Raw genomic sequence first — 13,665 nt, 5'->3', positions numbered from 1 at the left:
GGGAATCCAAGTTTTGCGAGTCGCTACAAACTTGGATCCCCGCCTTCGCGGGGATGACGTTCATACGCTATCTCAGCACTCAAGCATTACTGGGTCACAGGATTCGGCTTGTTCGGATCGATACCGTACTTGGCGATCGCGTCTGCAACAACCGATGCCGCGATCTTGCCTTCTTCTGCCAGCGACTTCAGCGCGGCGACCGTGATGTAGTAACGGTTCACCTCGAAGAACTCGCGCAGCTTGGCGCGGGAATCCGAGCGGCCGAAGCCGTCGGTGCCCAGCACCTTGTAGGTGCGGCCGTTCGGGATGTAGGCACGGATCTGCTCGGCGAACATGCGCATGTAGTCGGTGGTCGCGACGATCGGGCCGGTGGTGTCCTTCAGCAGCTGGGTCACGTACGGCAGGCGCGCTTCCTCGGCCGGGTGCACCAGGTTCCAGCGGTCGGCGTCCTGGCCGTCACGGGCCAGCAGCGTCAGCGACGGGCAGGACCAGACGTCGGCGGCGACGCCCCAGTCGTTCTGGAGCAGCTCGGCGGCGTACTCGGACTCGCGCAGGATCGTGCCCGAGCCCATCAGCTGGACGCGGTTGGCGGCGCCGGCCTGGCCTTCGCGCAGCAGGTACATGCCCTTCAGGATGCCCTCTTCCTGGCCTTCCTTCAGGCCCGGCTGCGGGTAGTTCTCGTTCATGATGGTGATGTAGTAGAACACATCTTCCTGCTTCTCCACCATGCGGCGCAGGCCGTCCTGGATGATGACGGCGACTTCGTGGCCGTAGGTCGGGTCGTAAGGAATGCAGTTCGGGACCGTGGCCGCGATGATGTGGCTGTGGCCGTCCTCGTGCTGCAGGCCTTCGCCGTTCAGCGTGGTGCGGCCTGCGGTGCCGCCCATCAGGAAGCCGCGGGCACGGATGTCGCCGGCCAGCCAGACCAGGTCGCCGACGCGCTGCATGCCGAACATCGAGTAGAAGGTGTAGAACGGGATCATCACGCGGTTGTTGCTCGAGTACGAGGTCGCCGCGGCGATCCACGAGCTCATGCCGCCCGCTTCGTTGATGCCTTCCTGCAGGATCTGGCCCGCCTTGTCTTCGCGGTAATACATCACCTGGTCCTTGTCGACCGGTTCGTACAGCTGGCCCTGCTGGTTGAAGATACCGATCTGGCGGAACAGGCCTTCCATGCCGAAGGTACGCGATTCGTCGACCAGGATCGGCACGATGCGCTGGCCCAGGCTCTGGTCCTTCAGCAGCGCGGTGATGGTGCGCACGTAGGCTTGCGTGGTCGAGATCTCGCGGCCGGCGGCGGTCGGATCAAGGACGGCCTTGAAGGTCGACAGCGGCGGCACGACCAGCTTTTCGTCGGCCTGCTGGCGGCGCGACGGCAGGTAGCCGCCGAGGGCCGCGCGGCGCTCGTGCAGGTACTTCATTTCAGGCGCGTCGTCGGACGGCTTGAAGAACGGAATGTCGGCCAGCTTGTCGTCCGGGATCGGGATGGCGAAGCGGTCGCGCATTTCGCGGATGGCCTCATCGTCCAGCTTCTTGGTCTGGTGCGCGGTGTTGCGCGCCTCGCCCGACTTGCCCATGCCGAAGCCCTTGACGGTCTTCACCAGCAGCACGGTCGGCGAACCCTTGTTCTCCTGCGCGTTCTTGAACGCGGCATAGATCTTGTGCGGGTCGTGGCCGCCGCGGGTCAGGCGCCAGATGTCGTCGTCGCTCATGTTGGCGACCATCTTCAGCAGCTCCGGATCCTTGCCGAAGAAGTGCTTGCGCACGTAGGCGCCGTCTTTCGCCTTGTAGTTCTGGTATTCGCCGTCGACGGTTTCCATCATCACGCGCTGCAGGATGCCATCCTTGTCCTTGGCCAGCAGGGCGTCCCAGCCCGGGCCCCAGACGACCTTGACGACGTTCCAGCCGGCGCCGCGGAAGTCGGCTTCCAGTTCCTGGATGATCTTGCCGTTGCCGCGCACCGGACCGTCCAGGCGCTGCAGGTTGCAGTTGACGACCATGACCAGGTTGTCGAGGCGTTCGCGGGCGGCCATGCCGATCGCGCCCATCGATTCCGGCTCGTCCATCTCGCCGTCGCCGCAGAAGACCCAGACCTTGCGCTCGGCCGTATCGGCGATGCCGCGGGCGTGCAGGTACTTCAGGAAGCGCGCCTGGTAGATCGCCATCAGCGGGCCCAGGCCCATCGACACGGTCGGGAACTGCCAGAAGTCCGGCATCAGTTTCGGGTGCGGGTAGGACGACAGGCCCTTGCCGTCGACTTCGCGGCGGAAGTTCAGCAGCTGCTCTTCGGAGATGCGGCCTTCCAGGAAGGCGCGCGCGTAGATGCCGGGCGACGAGTGGCCCTGGATGTACAGCAGGTCGCCGCCATGGTTTTCCGACGGGGCTTTCCAGAAGTGGTTGAAGCCGATGCCCAGCATGTTGGCCAGCGAAGCGAAGGACGAGATGTGGCCGCCCAGGTCGCCGTCGGCGCGGTTGGCCTTGACCACCATCGCCATCGCGTTCCAGCGCATCCACGAGCGCAGGCGCTCTTCGTATTCGAGGTTGCCCGGGCAGTGCTCTTCGAGGTGCGCCGGGATGGTGTTGACGTATGCAGTGTTGCTGGAGAACGGGACATGGGCGCCGCGGCGGCGGGCCAGGTCGACCAGGCGCTCCAGCAGGTAGTGGGCGCGATCGGTGCCTTCGAATTCGATGACGGCTTCGAGCGCGTCGAGCCATTCCTTGGTCTCGAGCGTATCCGGGTCGTTGGCGGCTTGGGCCGTCAACTGGTCGAGTTGAGCTGACATTACTGCGTCTCCTTGAGTTGGTGCCCCACCCGACCTTGGTCATGTCTTTGGACGTTTGGTGGCAGAAAAGACTTCCCTAATAAAGCCTGACGATTTTACCAGTGGATCAGCCGTTTTTCAAAATACGATATTCAATTTCATAATATGGAATTCCCCTATGAAAGCCGCATGGAATCGGCATTCCCGCGCTGTCGACAGGGTCAAACCAGTCATTTCTGGAGGTCTGCGGACGCATCTATAAATATGACAATGAACGTCCGCGGACGGCGCGCGATACCTGCGCCGCTTATAATTTCGTTTTTGTCCAGACAGTGAGTTTCCAGCCATGCCCGCCCAACTGATCGACGGAGTCCAACTTTCCAAACAACTGCGTGCCGACATCGCCGCGCGCGCCGCCACCCTCACCCAGGCCGGCCACCAGCCGGGCCTGGCCGTGATCATCGTCGGCGACGACCCGGCCAGCCACGTCTACGTGCGCAACAAGGTCAAGGCCTGCGGCGAAGTCGGCTTCCATTCGGTGCTGGAGAAGTACGAGGCCGATTTTTCGGAACAGGCACTGCTGGATCGCATCGCCGCGCTGAACGAAGACCCGGCAATCCACGGCATCCTGGTGCAGATGCCGCTGCCGAAGCACATCGACTCGTCGAAGGTGATCGAGGCGATCGCCACCAGCAAGGACGTGGACGGCTACTCGGTGCTGTCGGCCGGCGAACTGGTCGCCAACCTGCCCGGCTTCCGTCCGTGCACGCCGTACGGCTGCATGAAGCTGATCGAATCGACCGGCTACGATTTGCGCGGCAAGCACGCCGTCGTCATCGGCCGCTCGAACACGGTCGGCAAGCCGATGGCCTTGCTGCTCTTGCAAGCCAACGCAACCGTCACCATCTGCCATAGCGCAACGCCGGACCTGGGCTACCACACCCGCCAGGCCGACGTCATCGTGGCCGCCGTCGGCCGCCGCAACACCGTGACCGCCGACATGGTCAAACCGGGCGCGATCGTGATCGACGTCGGCATGAACCGCGACGACGCGGGCAAGCTGTGCGGCGACGTCGATTTCGCTGGCGTCAGCGAAGTGGCCTCGCACGTGACGCCGGTGCCGGGTGGCGTCGGTCCGATGACGATTACCATGCTGTTGATGAATACCGTCGAATCCGCGGAACGCGTGCTCGGCAAGAAGCAGGAACGCCCTGGACAGGCAGCAGGCATGATCCCGGCGCCCGGTGTTGCATAACCCACCGCATGACTATGGAAGGAAGACCATGAGTATCGACACCAGCAATCCCCTTCTCGACTTCTCGGGACTGCCCCGTTTCGACCTGATCCGTCCGGAACACGTGACTCCCGCGATCGATCAACTGATCGCCCATGCGCGCGAGGTGGTGACGCAGCTGGAAGCGCCCCTTGACACCGTCACCTGGGACAATTTTGTCGTACCGCTCGAGGAAGCGACCGAGCAATTCGGCCGCGCCTGGGGCGTGGTGAACCACCTGAACCACGTGATGGACACGCCGGAACTGCGTGCCGTCTATAACGAAAACCAGCCGAAGGTCACCGAGTTCTTCACCGAGCTGGGCCAGAACGAAGCGCTGTTCGCCAAATACAAGGCGCTGCACGCCAGCCCGGAATTCGTCACCCTGAGTCCGGCACGCAAGCGCATCGTCGACAACGCGCTGCGCGATTTCCGCCTGGGCGGCGCCGAGCTGCCGGAAAAGCAGAAGGAGCGTTTCGCCGAAATCCAGGAGCAGCAGGCCGCGCTGTCGACCCGCTTCTCGGAAAACGTGCTGGACGCCACCAACGATTTCAAGCTGCTGGTCGCCGATGAAGCCGACCTGGCCGGCCTGCCCGACGACGCCAAGAGCGCGGCCCGTGCCGCGGCCGAGCGCGACGGCAAGAGCGGCTGGCAATTCAGCCTGCATTTCCCGTCCTATTTCCCGATCCTGCAGTTCGCCGACAAGCGCGAACTGCGCGAACAGATCTACCGCGCCAACGCCACCAAGGCGTCCGAAATGGGCGTGGTGTTCTCGGAAGTCGAGAAGTGGGACAACACGGGCAACATCGCCCAGCTGCTGAAGCTGCGCGACGAGGAAGCCAAGCTGCTCGATTTCACCAGTTTCGCCCACGTGTCGCTGGAACCGAAGATGGCCGAGAGCCCGGAACACGTGATCGAGTTCCTGGAAGACCTGGCGCGCCGCGCGCGTCCGTATGCCGAGAAGGACCTGGAAGAGCTGCGCACGTTTGCCAGGGACGAGCTGGGCATCGCCGACATGCAGGCCTGGGACGTGGCCTACGCCTCCGAAAAGCTGCGCGAAAAGCGCTACGCCTTCTCGGCCCAGGAAGTCAAACAGTACTTCCCCGAGCACAAGGTGATCGACGGCCTGTTCGGCGTGATCTCGCGCCTGTTCGGCGTGACGATCGCCCTGGACCAGGCACCGGTGTGGCATCCGGACGTGCGCTTCTTCCGCATCGAAAAGAACGGCCAGCTGATTGGCCAGTTCTACCTCGACCTGTACGCGCGTCCGGGCAAGGGCCAGGGGGCGTGGATGGACGACGCCCGCGGCCGCAGGCTCACTACCGGCGGCATCGTGCAGACGCCGATCGCCTACCTCACCTGCAACTTCACCCCGCCGGCGCAAGTCGACGGCAAGCTGCAGCCGTCGCTGTTCACGCACGACGAAGTGACCACGCTGTTCCACGAGTTCGGCCACGGCCTGCATCACATGCTGACCGAAGTCGACGAATTGTCGGTGTCCGGCATCTCGGGCGTGGAATGGGATGCGGTCGAGCTGCCGTCCCAGTTCATGGAAAACTTCTGTTGGGAATGGGATGTCCTCCAGGGGATGACATCCCATGTCAAAACGGGCGAACCGCTGCCGCGCGCGCTGTACGACAAGATGCTGGCCGCGAAAAACTTCCAGTCCGGCATGCAGACGCTGCGCCAGGTCGAGTTCTCGCTGATCGACATGCACCTGCACTACGACTTCGACCCCAACAGCCAGCAGACCGTGCAGGCGCTGGTGGACGATGTGCGCAGCAAGTTCTCGGTGCTGGTGCCGCCATCGTTCAACCGCTTCCAGCACTCGTTCGGCCATATCTTTGCCGGCGGTTACGCGGCGGGGTACTATAGCTACAAGTGGGCGGAAGTCCTGTCGGCGGACGCGTATGCGGCCTTCGAAGAGGCGGTCGAGGCCGGCGGCGGCGAGCTGCTGGACCAGACCGGCAAGCGCTTCCACCAGGAGATCCTGTCGGTGGGCGGCTCGCGTCCGGCGCTCGAATCGTTCAAGGCCTTCCGCGGCCGCGAACCGAACATTGACGCGCTGCTGCGCCACAGCGGGATGCAGGCTTGACGCCATGACGCTGCGGAGGCTTCGATGAAGCGAACACACAATGGGCATCCCGGACACCGGCGGCTGGCAGCCGCCCTGCTCGGACTGGTCCTGCTGGTGATCGCCGAAGCCGCCGCCGCGCAGGTCTATAAATGGAAGGACGAGCACGGCGTGACCCACTACGGCGACACGCCGCCGCCGCGCGTCAAGTCCGACATCCTCAAGACCGACAGGCCGGTACCCACCCGGGCGCCGGTGCTGCCGTACGAACTGGCGCGCGCCGTGCAGGCGGCGCCGGTCGTGCTCTACACCACCGCACGCTGCGACGGCTGCGACCAGGGCCGCGCCCTGCTGCGCGCACGCGGCATTCCGTTTTCCGAACGCACCGTCAACAGCGGCGCAGACCAGCAGCAGCTGGAACGCGCCAACGACGGCAGGAGCGAGCTGCCGCTGCTGCTGGTCGGCAGCCGCAAGGTCGCCGGTTTCCAGGCCGCGGCCTGGCAGGATGCCTTGACGGCAGCCGCCTACCCGCGCCAGAAGATGCTGCCGCCGTCCTACCAGTTCGCGGCGCCGGTACCGGCGGCAGGCGCTTCCACCGTTGCGCCCCCGGCCTCCACTACCACGAGCGCCCCGCCGACCCCGCCCGTGCGCGGGCAGATGAAGATGCCGCCGGACGAGGCCGCGGCCCAGGCCGCCGACCAGCAGCCGCGCAGCCGGCAGTCCCCCGCGGCCGGCACGCCGCCCACGCAATAAGTTCACCCCGAGCCCCGTATGACCCGGATCGATTTCCATACCAATATCCCCGATAAGCTCAGCTATGCATGCCGGCTGGCGCGCAAGGCCTATGCGGCGCGCGGCAAGCTGGTGCTGCTGGCCGACGGCCCGGCCCAGGCCGCCGAGCTGAACGATGCCCTGTGGACCCTGTCCGGCACCGATTTCATCCCGCACGTGATGGCGGGCGACCCGCTGGCGCCGGAAACGCCGGTGATCGTCACCTTCGACGAAGCCGCCGAGCTGCCGCACCGCGACATGCTGGTCAACCTGACGCGCCGCACCCCGGCCGGCTTCGAGCGCTTCGAGCGCGTGTTCGAGATCATTTCGACCGACGAGGAAGACGCCGCGGCCGGCCGCGCGCGCTACGTCGCCTATAAACGGCAGTCGTATCCACTGACCCACTTCGTGGCGGGCAAGCCATGACCCCGACGCCTGCCTACGACGAGAGCATTCCGGTGCTGACCGAGGTGGTGGCCGAGGCGGCGCCGCCTGCCGAAGCCCCGCCTGCGGATGGAGTGCCTGCAGCGGACATCGTGGAAGCGGTGGCGCCCGCGGTGCCGGCCGCGGCACCGACCGCCGAAGACCACGAAAACAACGCCTGGCAAGCCCTCGAAGAACGCCTGGTCGCGCGCGTGCTCGACCGCCTGCAGGACCGCGTCGAACTGACGCTCGAAGACCAGATCCGCACCAGCCTGGCGCCGCTGCTCGACCACGTGGCCACCCGCCTGGCCGCCGAGCTGCGCGACGGCCTGCAGCACACCGTCGAACAGGTCGTGTCGCGCGCCGTGTCCCAGGAACTCGCGCACCTGAAATCGCGCACGCCCTGATCCTTTCCCGCCTCATCCGGGGGCGTGGCCGCACTGCACAGGTGCGGCCTTCATCAAGCTTTGCGAAGCCGGCAATTTGCTGTACCTTTGCCATGCGCAAATACGTTGCACTGCGGCCTTGAGAGCTTGGTTAATCCCCTTGGAGAATTGAACATGCAGGTCACCACCAGAATCATCCCGTTTGCCATCGCCCTGGCCTTTGCCGGATCGGCCGGCGCCCAGCAGGTCGTCAAGCTCGGCCACGTGGCGCCGATCTCCGGCCCCAGCGCCCACCTTGGCAAGGACATGGAAAACGCCGCGCGCATGGCGGTCGACGAGCTGAATGCCAAGGGTGTCGCCATCAACGGCCAGAAGGTGACGATCCAGCTGGTGTCGGAAGACGACGGCGCCGATCCCAAGCAGGGAACCGCAGTGGCGCAGAAGCTGGTCGACGCCCACGTCAACGGCATCATCGGCCACCTGAACTCGGGCACCTCGATACCAGCGTCGAAGATCTACCACGACGCCGGCATCGTGCAGATTTCGCCGGCGACCACCGCGCCGCAGTACACGGCGCAGCGCTTCCCCGGTGCCTTCCGTGTGGTGGCGAGCGACGTCAAGCTCGGCGCCACGATGGGCAAGTATGCGATCGACACGCTGAAGGCGAAGAACATCGCGATCATCGACGACCGCACCACCTATGGCCAGGGCGTGGCCGACCAGTTCGCCAAGGGCGTGAAGGGCGGTGCGGGCGTACGCGTCGTCGGCCGCGAATTCACCAGCGCGACCGCGACCGACTACACCGCCATCCTGACCTCGATCAAGGCCAAGAAGCCCGATCTGATCTTCTTTGGCGGGATGGATTCGGTGGCCGGTCCGATGCTGAAGCAGATCAAGGCGCTCGGCATCCCCGCAACCTTCATGGGCGGCGACGGCATGTGTACCGACGCGCTGGGCCGCCTGGCCGGGGCCGGCCTCGGCGAAGGCAAGGTGTTCTGCGCCGAAGCGGGTGGCGTCAAGGGTGCGCAGGAAAAGGTGATGGAAGACTTCCGCGCGCGCTACAAGAAGAAATTCAACATGGACGTGCAGCTGTACGCGCCCTACGTCTACGATTCGGTGATGGTGATGGCGACGGCGATGCAGAACGCCAAATCGGCGGACCCGGCCAAGTACCTGCCCGAGCTGAAGAAGATCAGGTACGAAGGCGTGACCGGCACCATCCAGTTCGACGACAAGGGCGACATCAAGGATGGCGCGCTGACCTTGTTCACCTACAAGGGCGGCAAGCGGACCAGGCTGGACGTGGTGCGCTGAGCCTGGCTTCCACGGCATAAAAAAAGCCACTGCATGCAGTGGCTTTTTTCTTGTTCATGGCGCGATCATTTCTGCGCCAGCACCCATTTCACCAGCGTGCGGGCTTCGGCCTCGCTCACCTGCGGATTGGCCGGCATCGGCACCGGACCCCAGACGCCCGAACCGCCCTTCAGGACCTTCTGCACCAGCTTGTCTTCGGCGCCCTTCTGGCCGGCATATTTGGCGGCGACGTCCTTGTACGCGGGACCGACCAGCTTGTTGCCGACAGCGTGGCATGCCATGCAATTCTTGGCCTTGGCCAGATCGGCTTGCGCAAAGGCGCTGGCGGACGACAATGCGGCCAGGGCAGACACCGCTATCAACATCAGGGACCGTTTCATTCTCTTTTCTCCAATAGAAAAAGCTCTACAGCTCAGATGTCCGATTCTAGCGTGTTTCACGCACCAGAGTGGCATCGACATATTCCGTAACGGCTGAAACACATTTTCGTTGACGAACAGGCAGGATTTCGTTGCCGGTAGGCATTACTGTTGTAGGATGCCAGTTGAAAGGAATTGCCATGCCATTGATCCTGTTGATCCTCGTTCTCGTTGTCCTGCGCTTCTTCGAAGTCTGGAAATTTGCCGGGCTGTCCTGGTGGTGGATCGTCGGCCTGATGGTCGCCGGCTTCATCTGGTTCGAGTTCATCGAAAAGATGCTCGGCCTCGATAAAAAGAAAGCCCACGCGGAAGACGAAAAGCGACGCCAGGCGCGCGTCAAGCAGAGCTTCGACAAACGCCGCTAAACATCAAACCGGGGTCAGAGCCCGATTTGAGACTTATCACTAATCGGTGACGGCGCCCTCGCTTGCCGGCTTGGCGAGCGCTGCGAATTTCGCCAGCACGCCGCGGGTGTAGCGCGGTGCCGGCGGGGTCCAGGCGGCGCGGCGGCGGGCGATCTCGTCGTCCGCGACGTTCAGCTGGATCAGCAGCCGGTGCGCATCGATCGTGATCGAATCGCCCTCCTCCACCAGCGCGATGGTGCCGCCCTCGAAGGCTTCCGGCGTCACGTGCCCCACCACCATGCCCCAGGTGCCGCCCGAGAAGCGGCCGTCGGTGATCAGGCCGACCGATTCGCCCAGTCCCTTGCCGATCAGCGCCGCGGTGGGCGCCAGCATTTCCGGCATGCCGGGGCCGCCGCGCGGCCCGAGGTAGCGCAGCACCAGCACGTCGCCGGCGTTGATGCGGTTGGCCAGGATGGTGTCCATGGCGCTGGCTTCGTCGTCGAACACGCGCGCCGGGCCGGTGATCACCGGGTTCTTCAGGCCGCTGATCTTGGCCACGCAGCCTTCCGGCGACAGGTTGCCCTTCAGGATCGCCAGGTGCCCTTCCGCATACAGCGCACGGTCGAGCGGCCGGATCACGTCCTGCCCGGCCGGCGGCGTCGACGGCACATTGGCCAGCTCCTCGGCCAGCGTGCGCCCGGTGATGGTCATGCAGCCGCCATGCAGCAGGCCGGCGTCCAGCAGCAGCTTCATGACCTGGGGGATGCCGCCGGCGCGGTGCAGGTCGGTCGCCACGTACTCGCCCGACGGTTTCAGATTGCAGATCACCGGTACGCGCCGGCGCACGCGCTCGAAATCGTCGATCGTCCATTCCACCTCGGCCGCGTGGGCGATCGCAAGGTAGTGCAGCACCGCGTTGGTCGAACCGCCGGTGGCCATGATCAGCGCCACCGCATTCTCGATCGATTCGCGGGTGATGATGTCGCGCGGCTTGAGGTCGCGCTCCACCGCCTCCACCAGCACGCGCGCCGACTCGGCGGCGGAATCGGTCTTTTCGTCGTCGGGATTGGCCATCGTCGACGAATACAGCAGCGACATGCCGAGCGCCTCGAACGACGAGGACATCGTGTTCGCGGTGTACATGCCGCCGCAGGAGCCGGACGACGGGCAGGCGTTCTTTTCGATGCCGTCGAAATCTTCCCGGCTCATGCGCCCCGCCGTGAATTCGCCGACCGCCTCGAAGGCCGACACGATGGTCAGGTCCTTTCCTTTCCAGTGCCCGGGCCGGATGGTGCCGCCGTACACATAGATGCCCGGCACGTTGGTGCGCGCCAGCGCGATCATCCCGCCCGGCATGTTCTTGTCGCAGCCGCCGATCACGACCACGCCATCCATCCACTGGCCGTTGACGCAGGTCTCGATGCTGTCGGCGATCACTTCGCGCGAGATCAGCGAGAACTTCATGCCCTCGGTGCCCATCGACATGCCGTCCGAGATGGTCGGCGTGCCGAACACCTGCGGATTGGCGCCGGCATCCCTGACCGCCGCCACCGCGGCGTCGGCCAGCTTCTGCAGGCCGGCATTGCAGGGCGTGATGGTGGAGTGGGCGTTGGCGACGCCGATCATCGGCTTGTCGAAATCGGCTTCGCGGTAACCCATCGCATAGTACATCGAGCGGTTCGGGCTGCGGGCGACCCCTTCGGTGACGTGGCGGGAACGGCGGTTGTAGGGCATGGCGGTCTCCTCGATATGCGTATACAAAAAGCATGCACCGCACACAGCGTCAGGTCAAATGAGTTTCCGCACCGTGTGATATTCTCGGCGAATCACAGCATCGAAAACCACGATAAATACATATCGCCGAACGTCTGCCCATGCACCTTGAACTGCGCCAGCTACGTTATTTCGTCACCGTCGCCGAAGAGCTCCACTTCGGCCGCGCCGCCGTGCGCCTGCACATGACGCAGCCGCCGCTGTCGCAGGCCATCGCCGCCCTCGAAGACCAGCTCGGCGCGCCGCTGTTCCTGCGCAACCGCCGCACCGTGGCCCTGACGCCGGCCGGCGCCGCCCTGCTGCCCGAAGCGAAGCGGCTGCTGGCGGAAGCGGAGTCGCTGCCGGAGCTGGTACGGCGCGCCGCCGCCGGCGAAGCGGGCCGGCTGGCGATCGCCTTCATCACCTCGGCCGACTACAGCGTGCTGCCGCCCTTCCTGCGCCGCTACAGCGAGCGCTATCCGGACGTGCACCTGAGCCTGCACGAAGCGACTTCCGACGTGCAGGTCGAGGAACTGCTGCGCGGACGCATCGACGCCGGCTTCCTGATCCCGCCGCTGCCCGACCGGGCGCTGGCGCAACTCGACTACCTCAAGGTGCTGGACGAGCCGCTGATCCTGTGTGCGCCCACCGGCCTGGCGCTGCCGCCGGATGGTGCCGCGGTGCGGCTGCAGGACGTGCCGCACCTGCCGCTGATCATTTTCCCGCGCGAGGTCTCGCCGGCCCTGCACGACGCCATCCTGTCGTGCTGGCGCGCGGCCGGCATCACGCCCGCCGTCGGCCAGCAGGCGATCCAGATGCAGACCATCGTCAGCCTGGTCTCCGCGGGCATGGGCTTGGCACTTGTGCCACAATCCGTCTCCAACCTGATGCGGCCGGGCGTAGAATACCGTGCCCTCGCCGACCCGACGCCGCGCGTCGACACCGGCATCGCCTGGCGCCGCGACAACCCGTCGCCGGTACTGCAGGGTTTTCTGGAATTATTGAGGACTATCTAATATGCTCGTACACCCGCACCCGAATCCGATCGCCTTCAGCATCGGCCCCGTCGACATCCACTGGTACGGGATCATGTATGTGCTCGCCTTTGCCCTGTTCGTGATCCTGGGCCGGGTGCGCATCAAGACCCAGCCCCACGTCGCCGCGCAAGGGTGGAAGAACGAAGACCTGGACGACATGCTGTTCTACGGCATGCTGGGCGTGGTGATCGGCGGGCGCCTGGGCGAAGTGCTGTTCTACCGGCCCGATTACTTCCTGGCGCACCCGGCCGAGATCTTCATGACCTGGCATGGCGGCATGTCCTACCACGGCGGCTTCATCGGCGTGCTGATCGCGATGGCCTTGTGGGCGAAAAAGCGCGGCCGCAACCTGCTCGACGTGTATGACTTCATCGCGCCGATGGTGCCGATCGGCTATGCCTGCGGCCGCCTGGGCAATTTTATCAACGCCGAACTGCCGGGCCGCGCGGCCGATCCTTCCCTGCCCTGGGCCATGAAATGGTGGGTCGATTCGCCGGCGCTGGTGCACCCGTCGCCGCTTTACCAGATGCTGGTCGACGGTGTCCTGTGCTTCATCATCGTGTGGCTGTTCGCGCGCAAGCCGCGGCCGCGCCTGGCGGTCGGCGCGCTGTACACCCTGCTTTACGGCTGTGCCCGCTTCTTCACCGAGTGGTTCCGCGTGCCGGACTGGGAAACCCATGTGTTCGGCCTGCCGATCACCTCGGGCCAGGTACTGTCGCTGCCGATGATCGTTGCCGGCATCATCATGCTGGGCTGGGCTTATTCGAACGGTAACAAACGCACCGTGCATGCCTGAGCTGCGTTAGCCGCCGCACGCAAATGACAAAGGGAAGCCATGCGCTTCCCTTTTTCGTTAATTGGAGCACCGTTCCGGGCACGCCACGCCATTATCTTTTTGACATGGCAAAGCAAATCTCACCCAAAAAGATGTACGCGATGCAGCGCATGGCGGCCGCCCTGCGGCGCGCCGCGGCCGCACGGCCTTTCGGCCCGGCGACCGATCGCGCGCTGCGCTGGGCTGCGGCCTGGGGCATGGCGGCGGGCATCCGGGTACAGGGCAGCCACCTGCGGCTGCGGCGCCATACCCTGATCGGCGTCAGCGCGTAACGA

At 65.0% G+C, this 13,665-nt stretch carries 13 protein-coding genes; 10 read left to right on the top strand and 3 right to left on the bottom strand.

Features of this window, described 5'->3' with window-relative positions; translation table 11 throughout:
• Nucleotides 1-86: 86 nt before the first annotated feature.
• Nucleotides 87-2,783, bottom strand: coding sequence for a pyruvate dehydrogenase (acetyl-transferring), homodimeric type (gene aceE, locus FBX97_RS13145; protein WP_141832276.1), 2,697 nt, complete (start codon nucleotides 2,781-2,783; stop codon nucleotides 87-89).
• Between the two features lie 325 nt (nucleotides 2,784-3,108).
• Between aceE and folD the strand changes: the two genes are divergently transcribed.
• From folD to FBX97_RS13115, 6 genes are all read left to right on the top strand, one after another.
• The gene (gene folD / locus FBX97_RS13140) at nucleotides 3,109-4,017 is read left to right on the top strand and encodes a bifunctional methylenetetrahydrofolate dehydrogenase/methenyltetrahydrofolate cyclohydrolase FolD (RefSeq protein ID WP_141832274.1); all 909 of its coding nucleotides are present in this window, start codon (nucleotides 3,109-3,111) and stop codon (nucleotides 4,015-4,017) included.
• 28 nt (nucleotides 4,018-4,045) lie between these two features.
• Complete coding sequence (locus FBX97_RS13135; RefSeq protein ID WP_185748578.1) at nucleotides 4,046-6,130, top strand: M3 family metallopeptidase; 2,085 nt, start codon at nucleotides 4,046-4,048, stop codon at nucleotides 6,128-6,130.
• A 24-nt stretch (nucleotides 6,131-6,154) separates the two neighbouring features.
• Nucleotides 6,155-6,862, top strand: coding sequence for a glutaredoxin family protein (locus FBX97_RS13130; protein ID WP_141832272.1), 708 nt, complete (start codon nucleotides 6,155-6,157; stop codon nucleotides 6,860-6,862).
• 18 nt (nucleotides 6,863-6,880) lie between these two features.
• A complete protein-coding gene (locus FBX97_RS13125) occupies nucleotides 6,881-7,306 on the top strand; it encodes a DNA polymerase III subunit chi (protein WP_141832269.1) in 426 nt (141 codons plus the stop codon).
• On the top strand, nucleotides 7,303-7,710 hold the full coding sequence (locus FBX97_RS13120) for a hypothetical protein (RefSeq protein ID WP_141832267.1): 408 nt from the start codon (nucleotides 7,303-7,305) through the stop codon (nucleotides 7,708-7,710). Before FBX97_RS13125 ends, FBX97_RS13120 begins: the two co-directional genes overlap by 4 nt.
• A 153-nt stretch (nucleotides 7,711-7,863) precedes the next feature.
• Complete coding sequence (locus FBX97_RS13115; protein ID WP_141832265.1) at nucleotides 7,864-9,003, top strand: branched-chain amino acid ABC transporter substrate-binding protein; 1,140 nt, start codon at nucleotides 7,864-7,866, stop codon at nucleotides 9,001-9,003.
• Between the two features lie 65 nt (nucleotides 9,004-9,068).
• On the opposite strand, the gene FBX97_RS13110 is transcribed toward FBX97_RS13115, so the two are convergent.
• Nucleotides 9,069-9,383, bottom strand: a complete 315-nt coding sequence (locus FBX97_RS13110; protein ID WP_141832263.1) for a c-type cytochrome — start codon at nucleotides 9,381-9,383, stop codon at nucleotides 9,069-9,071.
• 179 nt (nucleotides 9,384-9,562) lie between these two features.
• On the opposite strand from FBX97_RS13110, the gene FBX97_RS13105 reads away from it, so the two are divergent.
• Nucleotides 9,563-9,787, top strand: a complete 225-nt coding sequence (locus FBX97_RS13105; protein WP_141832261.1) for a TIGR04438 family Trp-rich protein — start codon at nucleotides 9,563-9,565, stop codon at nucleotides 9,785-9,787.
• Nucleotides 9,788-9,826: 39 nt separating this feature from the next.
• Here the strand turns inward: FBX97_RS13105 and ilvD are convergent, their stop codons facing one another.
• Nucleotides 9,827-11,500, bottom strand: a complete 1,674-nt coding sequence (gene ilvD, locus FBX97_RS13100; protein WP_141832259.1) for a dihydroxy-acid dehydratase — start codon at nucleotides 11,498-11,500, stop codon at nucleotides 9,827-9,829.
• A 140-nt stretch (nucleotides 11,501-11,640) separates the two neighbouring features.
• On the opposite strand from ilvD, the gene FBX97_RS13095 reads away from it, so the two are divergent.
• The 3 genes from FBX97_RS13095 to FBX97_RS13085 all read left to right on the top strand — a co-directional run bounded on the left by FBX97_RS13095 (nucleotide 11,641) and on the right by FBX97_RS13085 (nucleotide 13,662).
• Nucleotides 11,641-12,534 (top strand): LysR family transcriptional regulator, encoded by an 894-nt coding sequence (locus FBX97_RS13095; RefSeq protein ID WP_141832258.1) that lies wholly within the window; start codon nucleotides 11,641-11,643, stop codon nucleotides 12,532-12,534.
• Nucleotide 12,535: 1 nt separating this feature from the next.
• Nucleotides 12,536-13,351 carry a prolipoprotein diacylglyceryl transferase gene (gene lgt, locus FBX97_RS13090; RefSeq protein ID WP_141832256.1) on the top strand — a complete coding sequence of 272 codons (816 nt, stop codon included), beginning with the start codon at nucleotides 12,536-12,538 and terminating at the stop codon, nucleotides 13,349-13,351.
• Nucleotides 13,352-13,455: 104 nt separating this feature from the next.
• Complete coding sequence (locus FBX97_RS13085) at nucleotides 13,456-13,662, top strand: hypothetical protein (RefSeq protein WP_141832254.1); 207 nt, start codon at nucleotides 13,456-13,458, stop codon at nucleotides 13,660-13,662.
• The last annotated feature ends 3 nt before the right edge of the window (nucleotides 13,663-13,665 follow it).

Origin of the sequence: Herbaspirillum sp. SJZ107 (genome assembly GCF_006715485.1) — a bacterium.
Lineage (GTDB): Bacteria > Pseudomonadota > Gammaproteobacteria > Burkholderiales > Burkholderiaceae_D > Telluria.
This window is presented reverse-complemented; position numbering and strand designations above follow the sequence as displayed.

What these genes read in the sequence shown, in the direction of transcription:
- FBX97_RS13085 (WP_141832254.1), top strand. Translation starts at nt 13,456, where the DNA reads ATGGCAAAGCAAATCTCACCCAAAAAGATGTACGCGATGCAGCGCATG.
- FBX97_RS13095 (WP_141832258.1), top strand. Translation starts at nt 11,641, where the DNA reads ATGCACCTTGAACTGCGCCAGCTACGTTATTTCGTCACCGTCGCCGAA.
- lgt (WP_141832256.1), top strand. Translation starts at nt 12,536, where the DNA reads ATGCTCGTACACCCGCACCCGAATCCGATCGCCTTCAGCATCGGCCCC.
- aceE (WP_141832276.1), bottom strand. Translation starts at nt 2,783, where the DNA reads ATGTCAGCTCAACTCGACCAGTTGACGGCCCAAGCCGCCAACGACCCG.
- FBX97_RS13130 (WP_141832272.1), top strand. Translation starts at nt 6,155, where the DNA reads ATGAAGCGAACACACAATGGGCATCCCGGACACCGGCGGCTGGCAGCC.
- FBX97_RS13120 (WP_141832267.1), top strand. Translation starts at nt 7,303, where the DNA reads ATGACCCCGACGCCTGCCTACGACGAGAGCATTCCGGTGCTGACCGAG.
- FBX97_RS13110 (WP_141832263.1), bottom strand. Translation starts at nt 9,383, where the DNA reads ATGAAACGGTCCCTGATGTTGATAGCGGTGTCTGCCCTGGCCGCATTG.
- FBX97_RS13105 (WP_141832261.1), top strand. Translation starts at nt 9,563, where the DNA reads ATGCCATTGATCCTGTTGATCCTCGTTCTCGTTGTCCTGCGCTTCTTC.
- FBX97_RS13135 (WP_185748578.1), top strand. Translation starts at nt 4,046, where the DNA reads ATGAGTATCGACACCAGCAATCCCCTTCTCGACTTCTCGGGACTGCCC.
- folD (WP_141832274.1), top strand. Translation starts at nt 3,109, where the DNA reads ATGCCCGCCCAACTGATCGACGGAGTCCAACTTTCCAAACAACTGCGT.
- FBX97_RS13115 (WP_141832265.1), top strand. Translation starts at nt 7,864, where the DNA reads ATGCAGGTCACCACCAGAATCATCCCGTTTGCCATCGCCCTGGCCTTT.
- FBX97_RS13125 (WP_141832269.1), top strand. Translation starts at nt 6,881, where the DNA reads ATGACCCGGATCGATTTCCATACCAATATCCCCGATAAGCTCAGCTAT.
- ilvD (WP_141832259.1), bottom strand. Translation starts at nt 11,500, where the DNA reads ATGCCCTACAACCGCCGTTCCCGCCACGTCACCGAAGGGGTCGCCCGC.